The 25,531-nt window shown below is 50.2% G+C and carries 25 protein-coding genes; 20 read left to right on the forward strand and 5 right to left on the reverse strand.

Annotation, left to right across the window (positions count from 1 at the left end):
• Positions 1–27: 27 nt before the first annotated feature.
• The gene (locus tag HFP08_RS11985; protein WP_168120834.1) at positions 28–474 is read right to left on the reverse strand and encodes a DUF2269 family protein; all 447 of its coding nucleotides are present in this window, start codon (positions 472–474) and stop codon (positions 28–30) included.
• A gap of 126 nt (positions 475–600) precedes the next feature.
• Here HFP08_RS11985 and HFP08_RS11990 point away from each other — a divergent pair, with 126 nt between their 5' ends.
• Positions 601–933: a winged helix-turn-helix transcriptional regulator gene (locus HFP08_RS11990; RefSeq protein WP_168120835.1), complete on the forward strand. Its 333-nt coding sequence runs from the start codon at positions 601–603 to the stop codon at positions 931–933.
• Positions 934–1,119: 186 nt separating this feature from the next.
• Entirely contained in the window at positions 1,120–1,437 is a 318-nt protein-coding gene (locus HFP08_RS11995) for a hypothetical protein (protein ID WP_168120836.1), read from the forward strand.
• Positions 1,438–1,454: 17 nt separating this feature from the next.
• On the opposite strand, the gene HFP08_RS29510 is transcribed toward HFP08_RS11995, so the two are convergent.
• Complete coding sequence (locus HFP08_RS29510) at positions 1,455–2,387, reverse strand: methyl-accepting chemotaxis protein (RefSeq protein ID WP_277345853.1); 933 nt, start codon at positions 2,385–2,387, stop codon at positions 1,455–1,457.
• A gap of 123 nt (positions 2,388–2,510) precedes the next feature.
• Here HFP08_RS29510 and HFP08_RS12005 point away from each other — a divergent pair, with 123 nt between their 5' ends.
• The 4 genes from HFP08_RS12005 to HFP08_RS12020 all read left to right on the forward strand — a co-directional run bounded on the left by HFP08_RS12005 (position 2,511) and on the right by HFP08_RS12020 (position 7,301).
• Positions 2,511–3,392 carry a MerR family transcriptional regulator gene (locus HFP08_RS12005; RefSeq protein ID WP_168120837.1) on the forward strand — a complete coding sequence of 294 codons (882 nt, stop codon included), beginning with the start codon at positions 2,511–2,513 and terminating at the stop codon, positions 3,390–3,392.
• A gap of 298 nt (positions 3,393–3,690) precedes the next feature.
• Positions 3,691–4,578, forward strand: coding sequence for a hypothetical protein (locus HFP08_RS12010; protein WP_168120838.1), 888 nt, complete (start codon positions 3,691–3,693; stop codon positions 4,576–4,578).
• 47 nt (positions 4,579–4,625) lie between these two features.
• On the forward strand, positions 4,626–5,090 hold the full coding sequence (locus HFP08_RS12015; protein WP_168120839.1) for a phage tail protein: 465 nt from the start codon (positions 4,626–4,628) through the stop codon (positions 5,088–5,090).
• 201 nt (positions 5,091–5,291) lie between these two features.
• Complete coding sequence (locus tag HFP08_RS12020; protein WP_168120840.1) at positions 5,292–7,301, forward strand: methyl-accepting chemotaxis protein; 2,010 nt, start codon at positions 5,292–5,294, stop codon at positions 7,299–7,301.
• Between the two features lie 55 nt (positions 7,302–7,356).
• Here HFP08_RS12020 and HFP08_RS12025 read toward each other — a convergent pair whose 3' ends face one another.
• Both HFP08_RS12025 and HFP08_RS12030 read right to left on the reverse strand, forming a co-directional pair.
• Positions 7,357–8,118 (reverse strand): SDR family oxidoreductase, encoded by a 762-nt coding sequence (locus HFP08_RS12025; protein ID WP_168120841.1) that lies wholly within the window; start codon positions 8,116–8,118, stop codon positions 7,357–7,359.
• Positions 8,118–8,552, reverse strand: coding sequence for a MerR family transcriptional regulator (locus tag HFP08_RS12030; RefSeq protein WP_168120842.1), 435 nt, complete (start codon positions 8,550–8,552; stop codon positions 8,118–8,120). The genes HFP08_RS12025 and HFP08_RS12030 overlap by 1 nt, the downstream gene beginning before the upstream one ends.
• Before the next feature lie 178 nt (positions 8,553–8,730).
• Here HFP08_RS12030 and HFP08_RS12035 point away from each other — a divergent pair, with 178 nt between their 5' ends.
• Both HFP08_RS12035 and HFP08_RS12040 read left to right on the forward strand, forming a co-directional pair.
• The gene (locus HFP08_RS12035; RefSeq protein ID WP_168120843.1) at positions 8,731–9,135 is read left to right on the forward strand and encodes a CBS domain-containing protein; all 405 of its coding nucleotides are present in this window, start codon (positions 8,731–8,733) and stop codon (positions 9,133–9,135) included.
• Positions 9,136–9,256: 121 nt separating this feature from the next.
• Positions 9,257–10,051 (forward strand): alpha/beta fold hydrolase, encoded by a 795-nt coding sequence (locus HFP08_RS12040; protein ID WP_168120844.1) that lies wholly within the window; start codon positions 9,257–9,259, stop codon positions 10,049–10,051.
• A 371-nt stretch (positions 10,052–10,422) separates the two neighbouring features.
• Here HFP08_RS12040 and HFP08_RS12045 read toward each other — a convergent pair whose 3' ends face one another.
• Positions 10,423–12,573: a polysaccharide lyase gene (locus HFP08_RS12045; protein WP_168120845.1), complete on the reverse strand. Its 2,151-nt coding sequence runs from the start codon at positions 12,571–12,573 to the stop codon at positions 10,423–10,425.
• A 310-nt stretch (positions 12,574–12,883) separates the two neighbouring features.
• Between HFP08_RS12045 and HFP08_RS12050 the strand changes: the two genes are divergently transcribed.
• From HFP08_RS12050 to HFP08_RS12105, 12 genes are all read left to right on the forward strand, one after another.
• Positions 12,884–13,477, forward strand: coding sequence for a pyridoxamine 5'-phosphate oxidase family protein (locus HFP08_RS12050; protein WP_168120846.1), 594 nt, complete (start codon positions 12,884–12,886; stop codon positions 13,475–13,477).
• 445 nt (positions 13,478–13,922) lie between these two features.
• Positions 13,923–14,780, forward strand: coding sequence for an ABC transporter ATP-binding protein (locus tag HFP08_RS12055; protein ID WP_168120847.1), 858 nt, complete (start codon positions 13,923–13,925; stop codon positions 14,778–14,780).
• Entirely contained in the window at positions 14,773–15,429 is a 657-nt protein-coding gene (locus HFP08_RS12060) for an ABC-2 transporter permease (protein WP_168120848.1), read from the forward strand. The genes HFP08_RS12055 and HFP08_RS12060 overlap by 8 nt, the downstream gene beginning before the upstream one ends.
• The gene (locus HFP08_RS12065) at positions 15,426–15,797 is read left to right on the forward strand and encodes a GntR family transcriptional regulator (protein WP_168120849.1); all 372 of its coding nucleotides are present in this window, start codon (positions 15,426–15,428) and stop codon (positions 15,795–15,797) included. The genes HFP08_RS12060 and HFP08_RS12065 overlap by 4 nt, the downstream gene beginning before the upstream one ends.
• A 153-nt stretch (positions 15,798–15,950) precedes the next feature.
• A complete protein-coding gene (locus HFP08_RS12070; RefSeq protein ID WP_168120850.1) occupies positions 15,951–16,433 on the forward strand; it encodes a MerR family transcriptional regulator in 483 nt (160 codons plus the stop codon).
• A gap of 26 nt (positions 16,434–16,459) precedes the next feature.
• On the forward strand, positions 16,460–16,903 hold the full coding sequence (locus tag HFP08_RS12075) for an SRPBCC family protein (RefSeq protein ID WP_168120851.1): 444 nt from the start codon (positions 16,460–16,462) through the stop codon (positions 16,901–16,903).
• 562 nt (positions 16,904–17,465) lie between these two features.
• A complete protein-coding gene (locus tag HFP08_RS12080) occupies positions 17,466–18,278 on the forward strand; it encodes an HAD family hydrolase (RefSeq protein WP_168120852.1) in 813 nt (270 codons plus the stop codon).
• A gap of 23 nt (positions 18,279–18,301) precedes the next feature.
• A complete protein-coding gene (locus HFP08_RS12085) occupies positions 18,302–19,072 on the forward strand; it encodes a DeoR/GlpR family DNA-binding transcription regulator (RefSeq protein ID WP_481856561.1) in 771 nt (256 codons plus the stop codon).
• Positions 19,073–19,100: 28 nt separating this feature from the next.
• On the forward strand, positions 19,101–19,895 hold the full coding sequence (locus HFP08_RS12090; protein ID WP_168120853.1) for an MgtC/SapB family protein: 795 nt from the start codon (positions 19,101–19,103) through the stop codon (positions 19,893–19,895).
• Positions 19,892–20,821 (forward strand): metallophosphoesterase family protein, encoded by a 930-nt coding sequence (locus tag HFP08_RS12095; protein ID WP_168120854.1) that lies wholly within the window; start codon positions 19,892–19,894, stop codon positions 20,819–20,821. The genes HFP08_RS12090 and HFP08_RS12095 overlap by 4 nt, the downstream gene beginning before the upstream one ends.
• Positions 20,822–21,237: 416 nt before the next feature.
• Positions 21,238–23,592 (forward strand): AraC family transcriptional regulator, encoded by a 2,355-nt coding sequence (locus HFP08_RS12100; protein WP_168120855.1) that lies wholly within the window; start codon positions 21,238–21,240, stop codon positions 23,590–23,592.
• 179 nt (positions 23,593–23,771) lie between these two features.
• Complete coding sequence (locus tag HFP08_RS12105; RefSeq protein WP_168120856.1) at positions 23,772–25,430, forward strand: extracellular solute-binding protein; 1,659 nt, start codon at positions 23,772–23,774, stop codon at positions 25,428–25,430.
• Positions 25,431–25,531: the final 101 nt, after the last annotated feature.

Raw genomic sequence — 25,531 nt, forward strand, 5'->3', positions numbered from 1 at the left:
GTCTATGTGAGTGCTAATCGGCTGCGACTAAAAAGGCTTGAACACCATAAGAATAAGCGAGACGAACACGGCCAGATGGGCAGCTGCCTCCAGCCACGCGGAGCGTCTGCGGCTATGGCGGTAGGCATCGGGCAAGGCATCGCTTTGCGTTTGTTGAAGGGAGTCAAGCTGCTTCTTCATGCCGGAGGGAAGCATGACGGCAACGATGAACAGAATGACTAAGAATAACGCAATGGAGACGACATACCAGGTTTGGTGAAAGAGATACGTTTGAAGAAAGCCGAGCCAGAGACCGGAGACGACGAGCAGAGTTCCCCCGATCTTGGGCAGAATAGCCAGTTTGTTCTGCAGGGTTAACCCGAATTTGGCTTGAGCGGTCGTTCGAATGCCGCTCATAATGAGCGGATAGCCCATGATGGCGACAATGGCTGTTATGGCGGATGCGATATGGATGAATAACAGATACGTATACATGATTGCGTGGACCTCCTTGAATTTGGAATCATTTTTGTTGACTCCATTGTACAACGGTAATAATCTACTGTTAAGAACGCACTTAAAAGTACGGCACTTACTTAAAAGTAAGGGAGTGAAGAAATCATGAATCATCAGCGCGAATGCCCGATTGAGACCGTCATTCATGTGCTGGGCGGAAAGTGGAAGCCGACGATTATGTGGCAGTTGATGGACTCGACCAGGCGATTCAGCGATCTGGAGAAGCTGATTCCGAATGTTTCGCAGAAAATGCTGACTCAGCATCTTCGGGACCTGGAGGGGGAAGGCGTCGTCGAAAGAACGATCTATCCCACCGTTCCGCCTAAGGTTGAATATTCGCTAACCGAATATGGCCGGACCTTGATCCCTGTAGCGGAAGCGATGTGCGCATGGGGAGAAATGCATAACGAGCGGAAACGAGAAGATTCTGTGTCCTAGAGCTATAAGATGCAGGATTATTGAATATGCGAGTCAGGCAGCCGGTCCGGGAGATCGGCTGTTTTTTTCGTAAAGGGAGTAGTTCGAAAATTTTTTGAAAGTTGCTTAGTTCCACAAAGCTGCTGCAGGTTGAACATCAGGGAAAGGCCTCGATAAGAGGCTTGGATGGAGCCAGGCGGCACGCTAATGAAGATTGATTGTCTTATTGCATGGTTTTGGGCTGAAATCATGCGGCTGCGTCCTGCGCCAGGCATACGGGTAGGCCGAGTCGCGGCGGTTGCGGAGGCGTTCGAAGCAGAGCGCGGCCTTGCTTTAATGAAGGCCATCCTCTCAACGGATAGCTTGAATTATCAGCCTTACTGGGAGCTCGCCGGTCATCTCTACAAGCGATTGAATCGGCCGGCTTTGGCTCAGTCTGCATACAGCCGTGCTATTGGTCTGAGCCAAGACGCTGCGGTTCGCCAATTTCTAAGCCGGGAGGTGTCTGGAATTTCTAAGAGATAAGTTAGCCGAAGCTTCGACTAATTGACAATCAATTTAACTTCGCTTGCCTTCTTATCAAGCTGATGGGCTGCTTCCTCCATTTGCTCGAAAACCCGAATCGCTTGCAGCAGTTGCTCTTTGCTTTCAGAGGCTAGCTGTTGCGAGCGCTTCGTGCAATCCCCGACCTCCTCGATTGAAGCGTTAATTTCAAACACATACTGGTTCGCTTCTTTCGTTGCTTGCTCGACCTGCGCCGAAAGCTTGCGCACTTCGCCGGCGATCACAGAGAAACCCAAGCCGTATTCCTTTGCGTGGGCGGCTTCAATTGCTGCGTTAAGGGCGAGCAGATTGGTTTGTGCGGCGACGTCCTTAATGGACTTGACAATACGGTAAATCGATTTGAACTGGCGCTCCAGCTCCAGCAGAACTGTTATATTCTCATTAGAGACGGCAACAACATGATCGACAGCCGACTCAATTGTCCGACTGCGGGTTATGCCTTCCAAGGCGCGATCCAATGTTTCTTTGGACATTTGCAGTAGATCATTCGTCAATCGGGAGGCGGTCTGCTCTCGTTCATCTATGTTTGTTGCAATCTTCAGTACGGAAGCGGGCAGCGAGTCTTCGCCGAGAACCGGCATATAGGTGGCTTCAAGCCATAGCAGTCGGCCATCCTTGCGAACTCTTTGAATCTTGTCCTGAAAGCTTCTTCCCTGCCGCAGCCCTTCCCACAATTCAAGGTAGGCAGGGCTGTTTCGATATTCTGGCGTGCAGAACGAGCTATGGCGCATACCTCGCATTTGCGTCGGAGTATATCCCATGGATTGCGCGAAGAGATCGTTGGCATCAAGCACGAAGCCGTCCAGATCAAATTCAATTATGGCCAGATGACTTTTAATAGCCGCCATTGCGGCTAAACGCTTCTTTTCCTCGCTATGCTCCAAGTGTGCTGTCACGTTCGAAAAATCCATCTGGAAGTCTCCTCTATTATGTATAGATTTATATGAAATAATTATACAAAAACTATACAAAAACAACAATAGTTTTTATTTTGTATTGATTATGTATAATTATTGTGAGGGGGGAACTCAAGTATGTATAGCATGAAGCGAGCTTCTGAGCTTCTGGGAATACCAGTAGTCACGATTCGGGCATGGGAGAATCGATACGGGGTTATTTCTCCCAGCCGAAGCAGCGGCGGACATCGAATGCTGAGTGTTGAGGATCTATCCAGACTTCGTTTTCTGAAGGAGCATACTCAGAAGAATGGATTAAAAATCAGCGAAGCGGCAAAGTTGCTCGAGCAGAAGGAGCTTTCGTCTTCGTTAGCACCATCTGCGGAGCCCGCGGCAGTCGGCCGATCTTATGAGGGCTTGCTCGATAAGCTATATGCCGCATGTATGAGATTCGATTCCGCTCAAGCGGAACAAACGATAGATTTGTCATTTGCTTTGTACGATTTCGAGGAGGCGTTCCGACGCATTATTATTCCCTTGCTGTATCGAATCGGAGCAGAATGGGAGGCAGGGAATATTACCGTTGTTCAGGAGCATTTCACGTCGGAGATGATTATGAGGAGATTATCGGCATTGTTCCGAGCTTATCCCGTTAATCAAGCGATGCCGATTGTGCTTGCCTTCTGTCCCGAAGGAGAACGTCATCATCTCGGACTCATGTCGTTCAGTCTTTTCTTGCGCAAACGGGGCGCGAGCGTGCTGTATCTTGGTCCGGATACGCCGCTTAAGGATTTGAACGGGATTATTCAAAACCAGAATGTATCGTTTGTTGCCGTTTCCGTTACCGATCGGCGCTATGTGAACAAGCTCATGGAGTGGATCGATGCAGCGAACATCGCGTTTCCTCATTTGAGGTTTTTGCTTGGGGGTTCGGCTTTCGAGAGAGCGGAGTGGCGGCCCGCGAAAGCGAATGTGCGTTATCTTGAGGAAGGGCAATGGGAGGATTGGGGCAAGGACTGAGAGGAATTGGACAATAATGAAGAAATGGCGGTGGCGCGGACTGTCGACAGCGGACGGTTCATGGATTGGTTTATCGAACGCCTGCTCGACGACAGCCAAGTGGAGCTTCATTCCTGACCGAACAAATCAGATCAGAAGAAAACGCAGGCCCTCCGCACAGGAGGGCTGTTCTTTTTTCGCCGAATTGAATCGTATCCCCGCCACAAGCGATACAGCCGTTCCGCCTTGATTCGATTATTTCAAGCGCCATTTGCAAACAATAACCAACAGACTTCTAAAATCTGAATGTGGAGGAAGGATGCTGGTATTGCCTAGCTATGTGCCATATTTGATTCTGGTTTTAATTTCGCTTATGCTTCTTGCCGCAATCATGCTTCATCAACGGCAGCTTGGCGTTATTTTTGTATTCATGACCTTGTCGGGAATCGTCTACGCCGCTGAGTTTTTTGTTCTGATTTTGTTTGACGGCTATGCGTATTTCCCCCGAATTTTAAGCATTCGCTATTATGACAATGCGTTCGGAGCCGTCGTCTCCAATTTAATGATATTGCCCGCACTCGGCCTGCTGAGTTCCCTGTATCGTCTTCAATTAGGGGGAATCGCGGCGCTGGCAGGAGCAATGGTGGGGGTAGAGTATTTATTTGATCAATTGCATATCTTCGAGCAGCATTGGTGGAATTTGTCGTATACGGGGGCCGTGCTGGTCTTCTTCTTTTTCTTGGCTCGTTTTTGGGTAGGGAGGCTTTATGCCGGAGGCGTGTTTTATCGCTTTACCAGTTTATGGATGCAAGCCTGGAGCGGCGCGGGAACTGTGATGTACGGACTGTCTGTTCTTGGCTTGCGCCATTATCACCTTGGCGTATTCGAAGATATATATCGGGATGATTTGTTTTTAGCCTCGATTATGGGTGTATTGAAATCAGGTGTTTTCTCTGTATTCGTTACTTGCTGCAGCAGACTCGGATGGCGGATGCTGGCGCCGCTGGCGGTATTTGCTTTGGATATGCCAATATACGCCGCGGGATGGCTTGAAATTCTCATTCCATTTTGGCAGTATGCCTTAGTCTACATGCTTCTGGCGACTTTGTTGATTATGTGGAGCAGCCTTGCGCATCGATACTTATGGAACCTTCCTGTTAAATCACGAAATGATGTTGACACGACACCAAGCGGTGTCCTACAATAAAAACGTCACCAAATGGTGTCCAATTGGAAGGGAAAAGAGGAATGAACATGTCCTATATTGTTGATTTTAAAAATGTGTCCACGGTTGGTTTGGAATCCTCCCCTGCAGCAGAGGCGCTTGCCGGTTTGCGCGCGAACGAAGCCCGTTACTTTATGAACAAATACAAGCATGAATTCACAGTGGTGCCCGCAAGCGAAAGCGAGGACAGCCTTGCTTATGCGAACCGGATCTTGAAAGAAGAACGCAATATTGAATTTGCGTCGAAGCCCCTGGAAACCTCGCAATTTCAAGTGGAGAACATTAAGTTCACCTATGTCTTCTACGAGGATGGGCTCTCGATCAATGTGATGTATACGGTGGACGACCCTAAGAAGCGGGCTGTAGGCTTCAAGCTTTCCGAAGGAATGGAAGTGCCGAAGGAGCTCGAAGAGAAGTTCAAATTCGCGAGGCAGAAGTCGAAGCTGGCTGGAACCATTCGAGGCTCGTTCTTCGTCATTAAGGGAGAATATTAAGGACGAGCAAGCGTCTATTCCCATATCGCACGGCGGCCCGCAAGCGAGGCGTCTTTCATAAGGCGCCCCAGCGGGTTATTCGCGCTGCGCGAAATTTTAGTGGATGGCGGTGAACAATCCGGATATAATGGGGTTGCTGTCAAATATTGCTTCATTTCGACATGATTCAGCAAATCTTATTGCTCTGTGGAGGGAATTCTGTTGTTTAATCCGAAACAATCAAGCAAGTTGAAATCTTCACTGACCGTGCAAATAGTCGGCGCGGCCATTCTATTCGCGGTATTGCCGATGCTTGCGCTAGGCGGTTATCTTAAGCATGCAATTGCAACGGATCTTACGAAGGTCGGCGAAGAGACGTCCGGCCATTCGAACGAATCGGCCAAGCTGTTGATCGACGGATTGGGCAGCAATCTGCTTGATATTGAATTGCCCAACTCTCATTGGGGCGACTTCCGCACGGCGATAGTCGATCGCGATTCGGCTTGGATTGAGGAGAATGTCAACAGCATTCTCGATACCGTCCCGAGCTTGAGCTTCATCGCGACGGCCGATCTCTCCGGAAGCGTCATCTCCCTGGCTGGTGAATCCGAGGAGCTTATGAATCGTATTGAATGGCCTGGAATTATGGAGAGGCTGCAGAATGAGGACAGCTTCTACGGCCTCGTCAATACGTCTGGAGGGCTGGTTGTGGCAGCGGTCTCCAAGGTCACGGACGACGACGGCGAGGCGGAGCCTACGGGTGTCTTGATCTTCGGCCGATTGCTTGAGGCCGAGGATTTGGAACAAGTCCGCAATACCATACATACGGAGGTTGCGGTGCTGACGCCTTCCGGCGCCTTCATCGCTTCTTCTTCCACTCTGGAGAGAGAGCCTTTGGAAGCCCGGCTCGGCGCGGCAACCGGCAATCCGGATTTCTTGCTGTTCGAACGGACAAGCGCGGCTTCCTACGATCTTGGCAAAGTCTATGCCTCCGTTGCGGGCATCGATCGGATGCCTGTCGGGATCATCTACACGGAGAATCAGTTCATCGAAAGCGCCAAGGTGAATCGCGACTTGTTCGCGTTCAGCGTTATCACGCTGTTAATCGGACTTGTTATCTTGCTTCTTATCGTGCTTCTGCTGAGGCGCCGAATTATCTCGCCAATCGAGAAATTGTCCGCGCTGCTGAGGAAGATGTCGGAGGGATCGCTGACGGAGACGGTACCGGACCGGTACAGCAAACAGAATAACGCGCTCGGCATTCTGGCCCGTTCCATCGCGGTCATGCAGGCGAACATGAAAGCAGTCATTGCGCAAACGCAGAGCGCGTCCGAGCAATTGGCGGCTACGGCCGAGGAGCTTGCCGCCAGCTCGGAGGAAGCGTCGGCAGGAAGCGCGGAGCATGCCGGAATCGCAAAGGCGGTGAACGACAGCTATTCGGCAATTGCGGAATCGGCAGTCGTACAGCAGGAAACGGTGGAAACCCTCACCTTCATGACGGAGGAGATGGACAGCTCCATTGCGAGCATCGCCAGCCATGCGGATAACGCCTCAAGATCATCCGCCGAGATGATTGCGGCGGCGAAGGAGGGGGAGCGCACGATTAACGCGACCTTGTCGCTGATGAACCATATTAACGGTTTGATGAGTGATTTGACCCAGTATTCGGAGCGAATCGGTCATATTACCGTTACGATAAGCAGCATAACGGCTCAGACGAATCTGTTGTCGCTGAACGCATCGATTGAGGCCGCGAGAGCGGGCGAGCACGGCCAAGGCTTCGCGATCGTGGCGGGGGAGATCAGGAAGCTGGCCGACGGCAGCAAGCAGGCGGCCGAGGAAATCGCGGGCTTGATAGGCGGAGCGCAAGAGAAAATCGCGCAATCCGTCGCAGAGGTGGAGGCCGGCACGGACAGCGCCACAATGTCACGGGAGCGGTTCGCGACCATACTCGACAGTATCGGCCACACATCCGGCATGATTGCGGAGATCGCCGCGGCAAGCGAGCAACAGGCCGCTCAGGCCAATGAGCTGTCGGGCTTGGCAGGCAGCATTGCCGAGCATAACGGACAGCAGCTCTCGCAAGTCGAAGAGGTGCGGCTTCGCCTGCAAGAGATGGAGGCTGCCAGTCGCGAGGCGGCGCTGATCTCCGAAGAAGGAGCGGCGGCCACGCAATCCCTCGCGCGGCTGGCCGATCAATTAAGGGACATCGTCTCCAGCTTCAAGGTGTAAGCGGACTGGCGTCCCGCCGGGCAATTGTTGCAAGGAGGGGGCGAGGCAAGGGATTTCAATCCACCATACGCTTGGTGGCCTGATACATCTTCTCCGTGTACGCGTCGATATCGTCCCGCGACATGCGCAGGCGTTCCGCTGATGTGCCGTACCCGATTTCTTGCGCGCCCTCCTCGAGCCCCTTGAAGATGCCGTCGGCAAAAGCGTCCAGCGGTTCTCCGTGGACATGCAGTCCGCTGCCGCCGAGATCCGTATTCACGGCAGGCGGCGCAATTTCGATAACCTCTACGGCTGTTTCCGAGAGCTGATGTCTTAGGCTCATGGTGAAGGAATGCAGCGCGGCTTTCGTTGCCGAATAGATCGGGGCGATGGCAAACGGCGTGAAGGCGAGGCCGGAGGTCACATTCAGGATCGCAGCCGCTTCTTTCGCCGCAAAGCTGGGAGCAAACAACATGGAGAGGTGAATCGGCGCCTCTAAGTTGGTTGTCATTTCTTTGTTGAAAGAGGGCCAATCTTTCTTCGAATCGGCCTTCAACACGTCGAATCTCTGCTGGATGCCGGCATTGTTCACTAACACATTTACGTCTGGATAGTTCGCAGTCACCCACTCGAACAAAGCGACTCTCTCTTCTTCCGTACCCAAGTCGCAGGCATGAGTAATGAGTTCAGGCAGCTTCTCCTTTGCTTGCTGCAGCATTTGCTCGCGTCTTCCGCACACGATGACAGTATTCCCGCCTTTGATAAAACGCTCCGCGAAGGCGAGTCCAATCCCCGCGCTGCCTCCTGTAATGAGAATCGTATTTCCTGTAAGCTTCATCATGGTTCCTCTTTTCTAATTGATTTGGTCGATGCCGTTGCCCCTGCTTCTTCGTGAACGACCTGCTTTTTATCCTGCAGCCGCTTCGTATAGCGAGCGATTTTCTTCTCGATCCCTGCGAGGGATTCCGACATTAACGCCATTTCATCCAGCACCGCTTGCTTGTGCTTCCGCATCATTTCAAGCCGGAGAGGCGTAGTGTGGTCGCCTTCCATTACCAGATCGACATATTGCTTGATCGTACGAATGGGCATGCGCGTGTTTTTCAAATAAATAATGATTTCAAGCATGGTCATTTGATTCGGCGAGAACAATCTTCGTCCGGCTTCATCGCGCTCCATGAGCGGAAGCAGTCCTTTTTTCTCATAATAACGAATCGTTGATTCTGGTATGTGGAACCTGGCGGCCGCCTCGCTGATGGAATAATAGTTCATATGGAGTCCTCCAATAGAAATCTCAATCTGTCGACAGGTATAGGATACGACTTAAACCATGGTTTAAGTCAATACTACATGCAAGAAAGTTGGAAAAAAGGCTGGTATGCCGCGAGCAAATCCTTCGCATGCGAAATGCCGCGAAATATGGTTTAATTTATGCAAGGAGCGTGATGGAATGGACATTCAATCGTTTTTGTACCCCAAGAACGAGGTTTCTTACCTTAAGACATCCTCTACGATGAAGGAAGCTTTGGATAAATTGGAAGCGAGCCATTTTACAGCCATTCCGATTCTGGATGACAATGGCTTATACTTCGGAACGCTCTCCGAGGGCGATTTGTTATGGAAGATGAGAGCCACGCCCGGCCTCGGCTTCGACACGATGCATGAAATAGGCGTCCTCTCCATCAAAAAACGGATGAAGGTCGAATGCGTGGAGATTAACGCCGATTTGGACGACATGCTGGCGCTGGCTGCCGATCAGAATTTCGTTCCCGTCGTAGACGCTGATCGCGTCTTCCTCGGCATTATTCGCCGCAAGGATATTATCGCGTACTATACCAGGAATATTGTAGATTAGATTCGTCCGAATATATCTTCAAACGCGAGCTTCGCGACGTATTGATCATGTCGATTTGCAAGGCTGGCGTTCGTCGTCATAGTACAGGCGAAACAATAGTCTGAAAGCGGGAGGGTAAGCAATGAAAAGTGTAATTTCGAAGGACGGAACATCAATCGGTTACACGAGGATCGGAGGAGGGCCGGTCTTGATTCTGGTCGACGGGGCGCTCTGCTATCGGGCTTCCGGCCCGAACGGACCGCTCGCCGAACTGCTGTCGGCTTACTTCACAGTGTACACGTACGACCGCCGAGGGCGGGGAGACAGCAGCGATGCGAAGCCTTACGCGATCGAACGGGAAGTGGAGGATGTGGCTGCGATTATCGAGGAAGCAGGCGGCTCCGCCTGTTTGTACGGTATCTCTTCTGGAGCGGCGCTCGCTCTGGAGGCGGCGAAGCGGCTTTCTTCCGTGACGAAGCTCGCTCTGTACGAAGCGCCGTTCGTCGTAGACGGCAGCCGGCTGCCGGTGCCGAGAGACTATGCCGCTGTCTTTGACAAGCTGCTTGCTTCTGATCGTCGCAGCGCGGCCGTGAAGCATTTTATGAGGAAGGGTGTTGGTCTTCCCGCAATTGCAATGCTCATCATGCCGCTTATGCCGGCTTGGTCGAAGCTTAAGGCGGTCGCGCACACGCTTCCCTACGACACGCTGCTTACGGAGCGCTTCCAGCAAGGGGAGCCGCTTCCGGCCGAGTATTGGTCATCCGTCGGCATCCCGACGCTCGTTGTCTGCGGCGGCAAGAGCCCGGCGTGGATGCAGAACGGGATGAAGGCTCTGGCCGCCACACTGCCTCGGGCGAGTCTGCATGTTCTGCCGGGAGAAACGCATATCGTCAAGCCGCAGTCGCTGGCGCCGGTATTGCGGGATTTCTATCTTTGAGAGGCGCGACGGAGGAACGAGTTCAAATGTCTTTTCGATAGCTGTGAGTTCAAAGATCCCGATGAGGCTGTCGATTAACTGTGAATCACCAACTTGTAGAACACCTCAGTTGGTTCCGCTTTTGAAGCTGCAGTGCTGGTAAGCAGCGTTAGAGCGCCAGTCGGAGAGTCATCCGAAGCTGCAGTGCTGGTAATCAGCGCTAGAGCGCCAACCGGAGAGTCATCCGAAGCTGCAACGCTGGTAAGCAGCGCTCAGCTTCACGAACGACCGTTAGCAATGTTGTTGAAGGGCCTGCAGAGTGCGTTTAAAGGACGCAGACGTGCTTAGAGCTTTAGGGCAAGCAGATTAGAAAAAATATCAAGTTTCGTCCGCTACGAGGACGGCAAAGCCGCCGCCGTCAAGTCCACCGCTCGCAGCAAGGCGACGAGCGCTTCAGCGATGGAGGTAGCAGCCTCGGGAGCGAATGCTTTGCCGCCGCGGCCTTGCAAGACGCCTTGCGCGCTTAGCGCATATACGCTGTCGCGTGACCAATCCGGCAGCGCCGCGTCGTCGGCGTAAAGCGACGACGCTTCGGCAGCAGAGGCCAGCTTCAACGCCCGGGCGAGCATGACCGCCATTTGTGCGCGCGCCACTTCCGCTTGCGGACGGAAGCTGCCGTCCGCGAAGCCGTTAATGATGCCGGCTTGCGCGGCGGAGGCGATGGCGGTCTTCTGCGCTTCATCGAGCCCCGCCAGGTCGGCGAAGGCTGAGGCGCCGGCTCCGGCGGGCGGAGCGGGAAGATCCAATGCCCGAACCAGCAGCCGCACCCAATCCGCTCTTGTAATCGGTTTATTGGGATGAAAGGCTTCGCCGGCCTGCGGCACATCCCAGATACGCAGCTCAGCTGCGCGAATGAAGCTTGCTTCCGCCCAGTGACCGGCGATGGCGGATTTAACAGGCGTCAGATCCACTTCGGATGATTCCGTGCCCGAATCCTGGTTGCCGGAATCGTCGTCGTCAGGCGCTCCAGTTCCGGGAGTTTCGCTGCCGTTATTTCCGTCGTCGTCAGGCGTCCCTGTCCCCGGATTTTCACCGCCTGTATGACCCCCATCATCGGAATTCCCATTTCCGGAGCCCCCGCTGCCCCCGTCCGGCGTTCCTTCCCCTGAATCTCCACCGCTTGAACCGCCGTCTTCATCAGGGTCGCCATTGCCGGGATTTTCCGTCCCTGGATCAGTATCTTCCCCGCTGCCGCCGTTCTTCTCCGTTCCATAGATGACCGCTTCCGTAATACTGTTCCAGTTGTTGATTGTATTGCCGGAGCCGGAAATTCGAATATATTTCGCCGTTACATGATCGAGCGCGAACGGCTCAAGCTCCGTGAAGCGGCTGGAGCTTTGCCCGTCGAACTGCGTGCTCCATGCTTCGCCGTCCTCGGAGGTTTCGATTCGGAAGATCGTCGAACGAATGCTCGACTGGTAGAAAGCAAGCGAGATCTGCGACAGCTCGTGATTCTCGCCCAGATCATACTGAATCCACTGCTCTCCCTCGGCCGACCAACGCGTGGTCAAATCGTCATCGATCGTATTCTCGGGTCCGTTGCCTTCCTCATAGACACTGGCCGTAACGCTGATCGGCGCAATGCGATAGTCCATCATCGGATCCTTGTAGTCGCATCCTCCTTTATCCAGTTCGCACATGTCGGAGCGGAGAGAGGAAACCTTCACATCGTCATACCAGATGTACGAATCATTCGCCGGCGCGTAATCCTCGGTAGCGCCTCCATAGAAGGTGGAGAAGTAAGCCTTGTCCACCTTGTCCGAATTCGTCACGAACCGGAGACCGGTCACCTTCGTCGCTTCCTGTCCGTTGTACCAGATTTGAATTTCGCCGTCGGGATTGGCTTCGCCATTCGTAACCGTGTTGACCTTCACCCGCTGAACGATGTTGAACCATTCCTCCTTCGGATAATAGATGGGCGATCCGTTATAATACGTCAGATCGGCTTCGTCCCCGTATTGACCGGCATTCCCCATGGAGTAGATATAGACGGCGGCTTGTCCGTCCTTCCGCCAGATGAGACGCGAGCTGAAGCCGTTCTCGCCCGTGCAGATCTGTCCGCCGGAGCAAGAGGCTCCGCCCGCAAGTCCAATCCCCAGCTTACCGCCGAATTGCGTCGATCCCCAGCTGAAATCCTCGTCGAATCTTACCCAATAGGACAAATAATATTCATCTGCAGGCGCAAGCTCGAAGGGAGCCTGATAGCCCGAATCCTGGGGTCCGATCTTGCCCTCCGGATAGAGGATCTTCAAAGATTTGAAGCCGCTGTGGCTGATCTCGTCATCGACCTCGCTTCTGTCGTCGCCGAGCAGCCACGGCGCGCTCCAATCCGCGTCCATCCAGTCCTCAAGGCCATAGGCTCCGCCCGCCGTTCCCGATTCGAAGGAATTATCCAACGATGCAGCCGAGGCTGCCGCGGAGCCGAGAACAAGCATCAAGCCCATTCCCGCCAACATGCCAAGCCTTTTTCCCAAAACCCTCATCAACTCTTCCCTCCCAGCATCATGCTTCCATTTTCATTGTCTTGCCGCTTTCCTGTTCCGCCTCCCCCGCGCCCTCTCTTAAGAGAGTACTTGGGGCCTTGTCGACCGTCCATTTCCCGATTTTTCGAAATTTTTCTTATATTAAGAAAATAGATAGGCAGAACTTGTCCGTTCTTGGGATTGTTCGCGAATTCGCGTATGAATTCCCTTTCCCGGGCAGGATATGCAAAGCTGACATAGGAATTAGTCCTCCTGCCGTCGAAGTAGAGAGGAGAAATGATGCACGGCTTTGCCGCAGAAGGAGATCGAAATGGAGAAACTCGATATACAGAATCATTTGGTAGAGTCGCAAGAGCGGCTCAGGGAACTGGTGGGAAAGCCGCATGAAGCGGTCGTGATGAAGAGCATCGCGATGATCGACGAACAGGCTGCCGCCTATATCGCCATGTCCTCGATGATGTTTATGGCCACCTCCGGCGAGGATGGACGCTGCGACGTCTCTCCGAAGGGAGACGGAGCAGGCTTCGTGCATGTCGCCAATCCGTATCAGCTTGTCATTCCGGATCGACCGGGCAATAAGCGGGTCGATTCCTTGCGCAATATTCTTGGCAACCCCCATGTGGGGCTTCTGTTCATCATTCCGGGCATGGAGGAGGTGTTGCGGGTCAACGGGAGGGCGTCGATCATTCACGGTCACTCGGTTCTTGAGGAGCTGAGCTTCAAGGGCAAAGCGCCCTTGCTTGGCATTGTCGTGGATGTGGAGGAATGCTTCATTCATTGTCCGAGAGCCTTAAAGCATGCCGGCATTTGGGAGCATGATCATTGGCCGCCGCAGGAGGAGCTTCCCTCCTCGAAGGATATTTTCCAAGCGCATCTGAAAATCAACGGCTACAAGATCGACTAACCGCATATCGACCATCGACGGAAGGCCGCTGCTATCAGCGGCTTTTTTGCAATAATAGCGTGTGAAATTTCAGGGCTAACGAAAACATACGATCTCGATAAGTGGCTTGATGGAGATAGGAGGAGCACTAACAAGCCTGATAACGTTATTGTCCTAAAAAGGCACCCCATTCAAAGCTAACGAAGATCTATCGTTTTATTTCATGGTTTCGTGCGCAATCATACTCGTTTTGATGACATAAAGATACCAATCTTCGTTAGATTTACGCTGGCCCGAGATTCAGGTGTTTAACGTTATGAGTTTTCGTTAGGATCCCATGTCCAAGCACCAAGATCGACGATTCTGCCATCAAATATGCGACGCAGCAATTGAAAGTTGACTTGGATTATGCCCTCATGATATATTGTGCATACACAACATACACAATTTAATGGGGAGGTACGATATGCTGGCTTTAGACATTAAGCATTTGAATAAGAAGTATGCCAATTTCGAGTTGAACGACGTATCGTTTCAGCTGGAGAAGGGCTATATTATGGGCTTCATCGGAGCTAATGGGGCGGGCAAGACAACGACGATCAAATCCGTCTTGAACATGGTTCGTCCGGACAGCGGCGAGGTTCGTATTCTGGGGCGGAACATGGCTGAGCAAGAGATTGCATTGAAGCAAGAAATCGGCTATACCTTTGGCGGCATTGATTATTATACGAGAAGCAAGATCAAGAAGTTGACCGATGTCATCAAGGCTTTCTATAAAAATTGGGACGATGCGGCCTATACCAGATATATGCGGAAATTCAAAGTGGATGAAAATAAGAAGGTATCCGAGCTGTCGACGGGCATGCGAGTCAAATACAGTCTTGCTCTCGCTTTGTCGCATGGGGCGAAGCTGCTGCTTCTCGACGAGCCGACAAGCGGGCTCGATCCGGTCGCAAGAGACGAACTGCTCGACATCTTTCAGGAGCTCGTCATGGACGGAGAGATCAGCATTCTGTTCTCGACCCATATCACCTCCGATCTGGAGAAATGCGCGGATTATATTACGTTTATTGCCGACGGGACCATTATTCGCAGCTCCGAGAAGGATGCGTTTATGGAAGCCTACCGCCTGCTGAACGGCAGCGAGAGCGAGCTGAGCCAGGTGAAGGATAAGCTGATTTCCTACAAGGTCAATTCCTTCGGCTTTACGGGACTCATACGTTCCGAAGACTTCAACCCTTCATGCGGTCTGAAAGCGGCCGTTCCAAGCCTGGAGGAAATTATGATTTATTTTGCGAAGAAGGAGGATGCGGCGCATGTATAATCTGTTCATGAAAGAGTTGAAACTAGGCATACCTCCGATGTTTTTCGTCATGCCGTTTATAACCGCCGTGTTGATGCTCATTCCCGGCTGGGTTTATTTTCTTGTTCCGATGTATTTTTTCTGGATTACGATTCCGAACATCTTTGCTGGCTACAAGACTCAGAACGATCTGATGTTTATGGCGATGCTGCCTGTTGCGAAGAAGGATATGGTGCGAGCGAGGGTGGCGGCCATTGTGTTTCTCGAGCTGCTGCATATTGTCACGGCCATGATCTCCGGCATCTTCACGCTGGAGCTGTTTCCGAATATCATTTACTATTTCTTCCCGCCGCATCTTGGCTTCTGGGGACTTTGCCTGATTATGCTGGGGCTCTTCAATCTCGTCTTCATCATCATGTATTACAAAACAGCTTATAAATACGGCTGGGCGACCGTCGCGTCCATTACGGCGGCAGTGCTGTTCGCCGGAGCTGTTCAGTGGCTCGGCATTCAGAACGCTGATGTGCATGATTGGTTTTACGGCTCCGGGGCCCATGATACGCTGTTGCAGGCTTTCCTTCTGATCATTGGACTCGCAATCTTCGCGGCATGCACGGCAATTGCGTATCGCATTGGGGTAAAGCGGTTCCTGCATGTGGAAATCCAATGAACATAGCCGTCTCGAACACCTCGGAGAAACCGATTTATCAGCAGCTCTTCGAGCAAATCAGCGCTCAAATCTTGAAAGGCGAGCTAGAGAGCGGCTATTGCTTGCCGCCCATTCGCCAAGCGGCACAGGAACTGCGTGTCAGCATCATTACTGTGAAGAAAGCTTGGGAGGAGCTCGAGCGTTGCGGCTTAATTAACACCATAACGGGGAAAGGCTGTTTCGTAGCGGAATTTTCTCCACAGGAGAAGCTGCGAATTCGAGAAGAAATGATTTTGAAGCAGATGGCTGTCGACGCCTCTTACTACAAATCGTTTGGTCTTACGATCGAAGAGGCGATTGCTCTGCTGCGGAAGGTTTATTCGGATTGAAATGACATCGGGGCTGCTCCCTAAGGAGCAGCCCTCGTACAATTTTGAGGCGGAGTTGTCCATTCATTCAAAAATAAGCTTGCGCCTTACGCAACGTCATGTTTTATACTAGGTTTACCGGTAAGGGAGTTAGCGCTAACGAAGGAGATTGCGATGAAGCGACTTTGGAAGGTGGGAGATCTGGCCAAGCTGACGGGCCTCACCGTGCGGACATTGCGGTTCTATGACCAAATCGGTTTGTTCTCGCCATCCAGCCAGACGGATTCCGGGCACAGGCTATACGATGAAGGCGATCTGTCGCGCCTGCAGCAGATCCTGTCGCTTAAGGAGCTGGGCTTGTCTCTGGAGGAGATCAAATCGGCACTGCATGACGGACAGTTCAGTCCGCTGGAGATCGTTAATCTGCAGATGGAGCGACTAAACGAGCAAATCAAGCTGCAGCAGAAGCTTCTCGAGCAGCTCCAACATGTGTCGCGGTCGATGCAGGAGAAGGCTCCGCTGACTGTGGAAGACTTTACGGGGCTGCTGCAGGCGATGAAGAAGAACCATGAGAAGCTGGTTATCGAGCGGCAGAAGAGCTGGGAGCATCGTCTGGGAGCTCTGGGCCATTTTCTGGCTGACCCGAATGAGGAATAACAATCGAACTAGTAGGAGGAATTTCAATGACTGAACGATTTGTCAAACATGCTACCTTCGTCGTGGAGCGGACGTATGCGGCAACGCCCGCTAAGGTGTTCCAGGCCTGGTCGGATCCCGTTGCCAAGGCTAAATGGTTCTCGAAAGCGGACAGCTTCGAATTCCGGGTCGGGGGACGCGAATACAGCAAAGGCGGTCCGCCTGAAGGTCCTGTATTCACCTTCGATGCCTGCTACCAGGAAATCATTCCGGAGCAGCGCATTATCTACAGCTATACGCTCGACTCCGATGATACGCGAATCTCCGTCTCTGTTACGACGGTAGAGCTCATCCCGGTCGAAGGAGGAACGAAGCTGATTTTCACCGAGCAAGGTTCGTTTGTCGACGGACATGACACGCCGGAGATGCGCGAGCATGGCACGACGATTATGCTGGACGCGCTTGGCAAGTCGATCGAAGAAGAGGCTTGACGATCACGCGCCATCCTTGCCGAGAATGAGGTCATATCGACGCGGACCAGATTACAATTTTGACAACATATGGAACCTCAGCCGATTGAACGCTTTGCTGGAGAATAATTTCCTTCCATGCAACCAAGAACAAGTCTGCATCGAATAATGGTAATGAAGAGGAGTAAGCGCCTAATGTAACGAAGAATGCTAACGTTATTTTCGCAAAATAAGCTGTTCCGAAGATCTAACGAAGAATGGTAGCGCTATTGTGCCCAATACAGCTCTTTCATCGAGCAAAAGGGCTGGATAACGGTATAGATATTCATACAAAGCGAGGAGAACAACAGCACTTTTGGTTGTTCTCTTTTTATGTGGTTTGTTGATTTAAGTTGTTGTTTCTTTAATATTTATGTTTACTGTTGCATGTTTGTTGTTTAAGATATGATGTAATGGCGCATAAGCAAGAAAGAAATGATATTCCACAACATACAAATTGGCAGTCTATTTCAATTTTTACAAGAAATTTGTGTGAGCGAAGTGGTCAAAACCAATAGAGTAAAGTACACGGAGGGTCTTGGTTATGGATATTAAAGCTGTCTTATTTGATTTGGACAATACGCTTCTATGGGATGATCGCGGGATTGATGAAGCATTTTCCGCGACCTGTGCCCATGCAGTTGCTCGGCATCCAGAAATCAATCCGTTCGATTTGGAGGCGGCGGTTAGAATGCAGGCTCTATCGTTATATGAATCATTCGAGGTGTATCCCTTCGCCAAGATGATTGAAATAACACATTTGGAGGCATTATGGGCACGATTTGATGAAGGAGCGCTTCCGCAGTTCCGCGAGTTGCAGTTGCTATCACCCGGCTATCGAAGAGAGTCATGGATACGCGGCCTGCATGAAGTAGGCGTCGATGATGTGCAACTGGGCGAAGAGCTTGCTGAGCGATTCCCAATGGAGAGACGGGCCAGGCCTATTATCTACGAGGGGACGTTCCCTGTTCTTGACGTGCTTAAGGACAAATATAAATTGCTGTTATTGACGAATGGAGCTCCTGATTTGCAGCGAGAGAAAGTGGAGTCCATACCGAGGTTAGCCTCGTATTTTGATCATATTGTAATCTCGGGCGATTTCGGCGCAGGGAAGCCGGCAGAATCGATCTTCCTATACGCAATGTCATTGCTTGGCATTTCACCGGAAGAGGGCTTGATGGTTGGGGATAACCCTAACACGGATATTAAAGGCGCGAACGGAGTGGGTATGAGAAATGTATGGATTAATCATCATGCTTCAGCCTGTTCTGTCGACCATGCACCGTCGTTTGAAGTTGGCAGCCTGCTTGAATTACCTGGTCTCATTGAACGCTTGCAGCATGGAATGGGCGAATAAGCAACTGAAGAAAGGGGTATGGAATGATGTCGTTAACCTTCGAAGACCGCAAGAGAACGATAGTAGAGAAGCTAAGAAAAGATGGGAAAGTCCAAGTGGACTGGCTGGCCGAACAATTAAATGTATCTCCTGAAACCATTCGTAGAGACCTGGATCGATTGGAGAAGGAAGGGAAGCTCAAAAAGGTGTACGGGGGCGCTGTGTTGAGTACAGATAGCTGGGAGCCGCCATTCATCCAGAGGGCACAAATCAATCACAAGGAAAAAACAGCTATTGGCAAGCTGGCAGCTAGTCTTGTACAAGCAAACGAGACCATTATGATCGACAATGGGACGACGACGATTGAAGTCATCTCGCATCTGCGAGAACGGACGGATGTGACGATTATAACACACTCCATGCCGGCGCTGCAGCTTGCTGCGGAAATGTTTAAAGGCAAGATTATCTTCGCCGGCGGTGAAATCAATGCTAATCTGCAATCTGCTTCGGGCACAATGACTGAAAAGATACTGGATCACTTCAAAGTACATAAGGCATTCATTTCTGTTGGCGGCATTTCGCTTGTTGACGGAATTACCGACTACGACGTAAACGAAGCGAGCGTTTCTCGAAAAATGATAGAACGGGCGGACGAAGCGATTGTACTGGCGGATCATATGAAAATGGGAAAGACGACTTTTGCGAAAATATCTGCTATTCAGGATGTGTCGTTGATTATTACGGATAGAGACTGTCCGCCAGAGTGGATCAATGCTTTGAATGAAAAAAATATTGACGTGAGGATAGCTGATTAAATAAAACGAAAGCGGGAGTGTGGAATTTATGGTCGCCTTAAATCCCGAGGTCTGGCGAATCGATTTTCTGGAATTAAGCCTGCGCATAGTCATTGCAGTTATTTTTGGCGGTATTGTCGGGTTCGAACGGGAGTTGGGCGATCATGCTGCCGGATTTCGCACTCACATTCTAGTATGCCTGGGCTCCGCGCTTATTTCGTTACTGTCGATTTATGGTTTTTCCGAATTTGCATATGAGCCTAATGTAAGGTTGGACCCATCGCGCCTGGCTGCTCAAGTCGTAAGCGGGATTGGGTTTCTCGGAGCGGGCACGATTATGCGAACAGGCATTTCTGTGTCCGGCTTGACAACAGCGGCTTCACTTTGGGTAGTTGCAGCCATTGGCCTTGCCGTTGGAGCTGGTTTTTATTATGGCGCGACATTGGCAACGGCTGCGATGCTAGTCAGTTTATTTCTTCTAAACAAAGTAGAAAGAAGGTTCTTGAATTCCAGTAGTAAGGTGAGTCTAACCTTAGAAGTATGGGATGATAAGAGAAATGTAAGTATGATCTTCGCCAAGTTTAGGGAATTGGGTATTCAAATCCGCGAAACACATATTGAAAATCGGGAAAGGTCCTTCGGCGGCGAAATCAGGAGCGCGGTTTATATGAAAATGACTGTGAGAGCAAAGACAAAAATGTTAGATCAAGCAGTGGCTGCGCTTGCGGCTTTGCCGAATGTGATTCGAGTAGATAAAACAGCTGGAAACAGCGAGGAGTCGATTCATAACATGAAAGTTAAGGAAATGAACTTTATAGCAGAGAAGGAGAGCGTAAAATTATGAAAAACCCCTTGAAATTCCGGGAAGACGGCACTTTTACAATTGTTCAGTTTACGGACATTCATTGGAAAGATGGGAGAGAATCCGATAGAAACTCTCGTCTACTAATGAAGCAAGTTCTTGAGCAGGAACAACCGAATCTTGTCGTATTTACGGGGGATGTTGTCGGCGGATACAACTGTGAGGATCCGATTGCTGCATTTCATGAGGCCGTTAAAGTCGTTGAAGAGCGGCGGATTCCGTGGGCTGTCGTTTTCGGCAATCATGATACAGAGAAGATAATAACCAGGCAGCAATTCATGGATGCGGTAACTGGCTGTGAATGTTCTGTTACAGAGCAAGGCCCAGAAGAGATAAGCGGTTATGGGAATTACGTGCTGCAGATTGAAGACGGAGTAGGTCATTGCGCAGCAACGCTATATTTCCTCGATTCGGGAAGCTTCTCAAGTCTTCCGCATGTGAAAGGCTATGATTGGATTCGTCGCGATCAAGTCGACTGGTACGTACAACAATCAAGGGAGATTACAGCGAGCAATGGCGGAACGCCAATTCCTGCCCTGGCTTTCTTCCATATTCCATTGCCGGAGTACCGGGAGGTGTGGGAGCGGGAGGTTTGTTACGGAAATAAGTTCGAGAACGTATGCTGCCCGCCAATTAATACCGGCCTATTCGCCGCAATGGTCGAAATGGGCGATGTTGCAGGCACGTTCGTTGGACATGATCATACGAACGATTACTGGGGGAGCTTGCACGGTATCCGTCTATGTTATGGTCGAGCCACAGGGTACAATACCTATGGCCAAGAGGGATTCCCGCGTGGAGCGCGGGTTATCCGCCTGACCGCAGGGGAACGTCAGTTTGAATCATGGCTCCGTCTGGATGATGGTTCGGTCATTAGGGAACAGCCGGAGCATAGGCCATCGCTGTAAATGTTGATGAAGTCCAGAAAGGCGCAGATGATTTCAATAAATCACCCTCCCTTAATGAAGCGAAGTAAGTAGGATACAACCTCGCTATCATATACAGGATGCTTTATCCGTGATTAAACGGAAAGCATCCTGTTTTCTTGATACCCAAAAAAATGATAACGACCCTAGAAATCGTACACTAGGCATATAGGCATTAGATAGAATATGGTTAGGAGGGAAAGATAGATACAACTCACACGGAATGCATGGAATGATTTGGAACGTCCCTATTCAGGGACGTTTTCGTATATATTTAATGAAAATAAGAAGGGGTATCTTGTTGAAATTTGTCGAAATAATAAGAATGAAAGGATAATATGTCGAATGATGTTGAGCTAATGAAGAGTCACAGGTAGATAACAAGGGGGGGATTCGGTTTGGATCACTTGAAAAAAATAAATGTCTTCGAATCAAAGCGCAGGACAAGCGTATTCGTCACCCTGTTTGTCTCATACATGATTATCCTCATACTGCCTATTGTAATTGGAGCTGCGCTGTATTCCAAGGTGGATGATATCATGGTAGGCAACGCAGATCAGGCTAATGCGGCCATGCTTGAACAAGCCAGGAGAATAATAGACAGCCGAATGCAGGAAGTGGAGAGCCTGACCTCGCAAATATCTATACATGCCAAGCTTCCGTGGCTATTAAATCAGGAGAGATACGATAGTCCGACGGAGTCGTATCCCTATATCAATTTCATGAAGGAATTGCAGCGATTCAATACGCTTAACACATTCATTGATGATTATTATATCTATTTTGCCAAATCCGACGTTATTCTGTCGCCCACTACGAAAACGAATTCCAGGCTCTTCTTTGATCATTATTATACGTATAGCCAATACAGCTACGAGCAGTATATGTCCCAATTTCTTCAGAGCAATCATCATCGGGCTGTTTTTCCGGCAGAGGATGTCATCAGCGGGAATTGGCATCACAACATGCTCACCTTCATGCAGTCGCTGCCCTCAGGCGAGTCGAATAATGTGCTGGGCAATTTAGTAATCCTTGTTGATGAGGAGAAAATTAAGCAGCTGTTGGCCAACATTGACGGCATGCAGGACGGCGTCGTTTATATTCTCGATCAAAACAGGAAGGTATTAATGCATACCTCCGATGATGAAGGGAACCCCTTCTACCGGGATGCGCTGCAAGCCATGAGCGAGGCTCAGGCGTGGAAGGGGAGCGGGTCCGTGGCTCTGACGAACGACCGGGGAGAAGATCTGAGGGTGACTTATACGACATCAGACCAGAATGGCTGGACGTATGTATCGGTCATGCTCGAATCGGTGGTGCTGTCACAGGTGAAGAACACGAAAACCTTGGCGATCATCGCGGTTGCTATCTGCTTCGTTCTCGGAGGCGTCGTATGTTACCTTATGGCTTACCGTAATTACATGCCTATACGAAATCTGGTTCAGTTTGTTCTGAAAGACAAGTCGAATCGAAGGGATTTCCAGAAAAATGAATTCCAAATTATTAATGAAACGGTATCTACGCTATTTAATAGAGAAAAAAAACTGGAAACGACCATATCGCGTCAACTCCCCGTCATACAAGCAGATTATTTATCCCGATTGATCCGAGGTTATGTGGATGCTGGCGCAGTGAAAGAGGTAGATCTGGAATTTATGGGACTGTCGCTACCGCATCCCTATTTCTCAGTGGTCATGGTGGATATTGATGATTGCAGTCAATTTATCAAAGAGGAGAATGAACGCGAGCGCGCATTAATCCGCTTCGTGCTGACGAATGTTATCCATGAACTGCTCGAATCGCATGCGTATACCATAGAGATGGAACGGAATCGGACGGTGACGCTGTTGAATATAGCGGATGTTGCGACTGAGAAAGGCAACTGTCAAGCCTTCGCCCTGAAGCTCATTGCGATTATGCAAGAACGATTCAGAACCAAGATTACGGTTGCCTATAGCACGGTCCATCACGGTATTGAGCATATTAAAGAAGTGTATAGCGAAGCGGTGATCGCTATGGATTATAAATTGCTACAGGGGCCGAGTTCGGTGCTGAACTATGAAGAAGTGCAAGCTCTGAATCCAGGGATGTATCACTATCCGATTGAAATCGAGACTCAATTGATGAACTATACTCGCAATGGGGACTTTAATCAGGTGAAACGGCTGCTGCAGCAAATCTACGATGTGAACTTTCATGCTGACGGCATGACGCCTGAGCTAGGGCGTTGCTTATTCTCGGATATGCTGAGCACATTGCTGAAGCTGCCGGCGTCATTGAATATCGAGAAGAATCTTCTGGTGAACGATGGTCATGATCCGATCAAACAAATTGCGGAAAGCAAAACGGCGGAGGAAATGTATAAGAAGATTCAGGGATATTTCATGAAGTTTTGCGAAGCGATTAAAGAGGAGCGGACCGATCACAGCGAGCAGCTCTATCGGAGCGTTACGGAATATATCGATCGGCATTTCGGCGACAGCATGCTTAGCCTGGCGTTGATGGCCAACCACTTTGAGCTGAATGCCTCCTACCTGTCCACCTTCTTCAAAAATTACAGCGGCGAGAATATAACCGACTATATCGCAAAGGTTCGCGTGAAGGAGGCCAAGCGATTATTGGCGGAAACGTCTATGACGATTGTGGAAATTGCCGGTCATGTGGGATACTCCAGCAATATTGGATTGATCCGATTATTCAAGAAAGTGGAGGGTGTCACACCGGGCCAATATCGCGCCAATGCAGAGAAATAGGGCTGAAAACACAATAAGAGTTAACGTATATAGAAAAATGATAGTGCGAATTTCTGAAAGGCGGACAGCAAATCAAGAAAGCGGATTCTTCTCGAATGGGCATTACCCGGTTATCGTAAGAATAGATCGGACAAGAACCGGTCAAGAACGAAAAAAACAAGGGAGGCAATGATCCAGCCATGAAACAATGGACAACGAAACGTCAAAAGATGGGCATGCTGCTAAGCATCCTGTTAGCCACATCGCTGGCTGCAGGCTGTTCAAACAATCAAGGGGGCAACGAGCCGCAGGCTTCAACGGGCAGCACTGACGGCAACGAAACGCAAGTGGACAACAAAACAGAAGAAGTGGGCTTTCCGGATCAACTGAAGTATTGGGTGCCGCTTGGAACGGCATCCTCTACAAAGTCGAGCTTAAGCGAGGTTGGCGTCTATCAGAAGCTGCAGGAGCTTACGGGAACGAAGGTGGAGTTTACACACCCGAGTGAGGATGGAAATCAGCAGACGGAGCAATTGAATATTATGATCGCATCCGGCAATTTGCCTGATGTGGTGGAAACGAACTGGCTCAATGTACCTAGAGGCCCTCAGAACGCGATCGACGAAGGCACTATTATTCGATTGAATGAGCTTATTGAGGAATATGCTCCTAATTTGAGGAAGTACCTGGATGAGAATCCTGAAATGGAGAATTTGATCAAGACGGATGAAGGCAGCATTTACGCTTTCCCATTTCTGCGCGGTGATAAAATTTTGACAGTATTCTATGGGCCGACTATTCGGAAGGATTGGCTGGATAAGTTAAATCTCGAAGTGCCTACAACAATCGAGGAATGGGAGAACACCTTCATCGCCTTTAGAGATCAGGATCCGAACGGAAATGGAGAGAAGGATGAGATTCCGTTCACTCTGCGCTTGAGTGAAGTGAGAAGCGAGGGCACCAATGCGTTGATAGGAGCATGGGGAATCGCTTCCCGATTCTATCAGGTAGACGGTGAAGTGAGGTATGGGGAAATCCAGCCTGAATATAAGGAGTTCCTAACGACTATGCAAAGATGGTATGAGGAAGGATTAATTGATCCGGATTTCGCAGCCAACGACAGCAAACTAATCGATGCGAGAATGACGGGCAATCAATTAGGAGCCTTGTATGCTTACAATGGAGGTGGAATTGGCAAATACACCGGACTTATGACGGAAACCAATCCTGACTTCAATCTCGTGGGTATTCTAAACCCGACCTTGAATAAAGGGGATACTCCGGCACTGGGACAAATGGATAAAATCTTCAACGGAACCGGAGCGGCAATCTCGGGCAATGCGAAGAATCCGGAAGCCATTGTAAAGTGGCTGGATCAGGGCTATAGCGAAGAGGGTCATATGCTCTTCAATTTCGGAATCGAAGGCGAGAGCTATGAAATGGTAGACGGTTATCCGACATTCACAGATCAAATCACTAAAAATGCCGATGGTTTGCCAATGGCTCAGGCTTTGGCGGAGTACGCTCGATCCATTTCCTACGGACCATTTGTTCAGGATCGTCGTTACATTGAACAATATTACAATCTGGACGCTCAGTCAGAAGCACTGGAAACCTGGAGTCAAGCGAAAAACGAAATTCAAATGCCTCCTGTTACCTTGACTGCGGAGGAAAGTCAAAAGTTTGGCAACATTATGAACGATGTAAACACCTATGCCGAGGAAATGATCACGAAGTTTATTATGGGCGCTGAGAAGATTGAGAAATTTGATGATTTCGTTGCGAATCTGAAAAAATTCAAGATTGAAGAAGCGATTGCCATACAACAAGCGGCTCTTGACCGCTATAACAACAGATAAGGTTTTAGGGCGATTATAGCTGCCGGGACTCGTTCCCGGCATGCTATTTCTCATAGCCGTATGAAACTGTAGGATAGGAGTTTTGGAAGATGGCACAAACA

This window comes from Paenibacillus sp. HB172176, assembly GCF_011947265.1.
Classification (GTDB): domain Bacteria; phylum Bacillota; class Bacilli; order Paenibacillales; family Paenibacillaceae; genus Pristimantibacillus.

Bases quoted from the DNA above. Each gene is read 5' to 3' on its own strand.
- HFP08_RS11995 (WP_168120836.1), top strand. From the start codon at position 1,120: ATGAAGATTGATTGTCTTATTGCATGGTTTTGGGCTGAAATCATGCGG.
- HFP08_RS12060 (WP_168120848.1), top strand. From the start codon at position 14,773: ATGTATAATCTGTTCATGAAAGAGTTGAAACTAGGCATACCTCCGATG.
- HFP08_RS29510 (WP_277345853.1), bottom strand. From the start codon at position 2,387: ATGGATTTTTCGAACGTGACAGCACACTTGGAGCATAGCGAGGAAAAG.
- HFP08_RS12015 (WP_168120839.1), top strand. From the start codon at position 4,626: ATGTCCTATATTGTTGATTTTAAAAATGTGTCCACGGTTGGTTTGGAA.
- HFP08_RS12105 (WP_168120856.1), top strand. From the start codon at position 23,772: ATGAAACAATGGACAACGAAACGTCAAAAGATGGGCATGCTGCTAAGC.
- HFP08_RS12050 (WP_168120846.1), top strand. From the start codon at position 12,884: ATGGAGAAACTCGATATACAGAATCATTTGGTAGAGTCGCAAGAGCGG.
- HFP08_RS12040 (WP_168120844.1), top strand. From the start codon at position 9,257: ATGAAAAGTGTAATTTCGAAGGACGGAACATCAATCGGTTACACGAGG.
- HFP08_RS12005 (WP_168120837.1), top strand. From the start codon at position 2,511: ATGTATAGCATGAAGCGAGCTTCTGAGCTTCTGGGAATACCAGTAGTC.
- HFP08_RS12055 (WP_168120847.1), top strand. From the start codon at position 13,923: ATGCTGGCTTTAGACATTAAGCATTTGAATAAGAAGTATGCCAATTTC.
- HFP08_RS12025 (WP_168120841.1), bottom strand. From the start codon at position 8,118: ATGAAGCTTACAGGAAATACGATTCTCATTACAGGAGGCAGCGCGGGG.
- HFP08_RS12030 (WP_168120842.1), bottom strand. From the start codon at position 8,552: ATGAACTATTATTCCATCAGCGAGGCGGCCGCCAGGTTCCACATACCA.
- HFP08_RS12010 (WP_168120838.1), top strand. From the start codon at position 3,691: ATGCTGGTATTGCCTAGCTATGTGCCATATTTGATTCTGGTTTTAATT.
- HFP08_RS12065 (WP_168120849.1), top strand. From the start codon at position 15,426: ATGAACATAGCCGTCTCGAACACCTCGGAGAAACCGATTTATCAGCAG.
- HFP08_RS11990 (WP_168120835.1), top strand. From the start codon at position 601: ATGAATCATCAGCGCGAATGCCCGATTGAGACCGTCATTCATGTGCTG.
- HFP08_RS12075 (WP_168120851.1), top strand. From the start codon at position 16,460: ATGACTGAACGATTTGTCAAACATGCTACCTTCGTCGTGGAGCGGACG.
- HFP08_RS12080 (WP_168120852.1), top strand. From the start codon at position 17,466: ATGGATATTAAAGCTGTCTTATTTGATTTGGACAATACGCTTCTATGG.
- HFP08_RS12045 (WP_168120845.1), bottom strand. From the start codon at position 12,573: ATGAGGGTTTTGGGAAAAAGGCTTGGCATGTTGGCGGGAATGGGCTTG.
- HFP08_RS12085 (WP_481856561.1), top strand. From the start codon at position 18,302: ATGATGTCGTTAACCTTCGAAGACCGCAAGAGAACGATAGTAGAGAAG.
- HFP08_RS12070 (WP_168120850.1), top strand. From the start codon at position 15,951: ATGAAGCGACTTTGGAAGGTGGGAGATCTGGCCAAGCTGACGGGCCTC.
- HFP08_RS11985 (WP_168120834.1), bottom strand. From the start codon at position 474: ATGTATACGTATCTGTTATTCATCCATATCGCATCCGCCATAACAGCC.
- HFP08_RS12095 (WP_168120854.1), top strand. From the start codon at position 19,892: ATGAAAAACCCCTTGAAATTCCGGGAAGACGGCACTTTTACAATTGTT.
- HFP08_RS12090 (WP_168120853.1), top strand. From the start codon at position 19,101: ATGGTCGCCTTAAATCCCGAGGTCTGGCGAATCGATTTTCTGGAATTA.
- HFP08_RS12035 (WP_168120843.1), top strand. From the start codon at position 8,731: ATGGACATTCAATCGTTTTTGTACCCCAAGAACGAGGTTTCTTACCTT.